General features: G+C 70.6%; 1 pseudogene. It reads right to left on the bottom strand.

The features are described 5' to 3' along the window. Positions 1–3: 3 nt before the first annotated feature. Positions 4–221 (bottom strand): annotated as a pseudogene (locus BN358_RS12475) (ATP-binding protein); the annotation flags it as partial.

Genomic DNA, 221 nt, shown 5'->3' with positions numbered 1-221 from the left:
CGTTCACCGGTCCTCCATCCCCCACGCCGAGCTGTAGCCCTCCGGCGCTGGTCCGGCCAGCAGGTCAAGGAACGGCACCGCGTCGAACGACTCGGGGCCGCGCACGCCCGTTCCCGACCACGCGCCGGTGGCCAGCAGCTCCAGCGCCACCACCGGGTTGATCGCGGTCTGCCAGACCACGCACTGGGCACCGTAGTTGGCCATCGACCACTCGTTGTCGA

This window comes from Sedimentibacter sp. B4 (assembly GCF_000309315.1).
Lineage (GTDB): Bacteria > Bacillota > Clostridia > Tissierellales > Sedimentibacteraceae > Sedimentibacter > Sedimentibacter saalensis.
The sequence above is the reverse complement of the archived record's forward strand: the minus strand, read 5'-3'. Positions and strand labels throughout refer to the sequence as shown.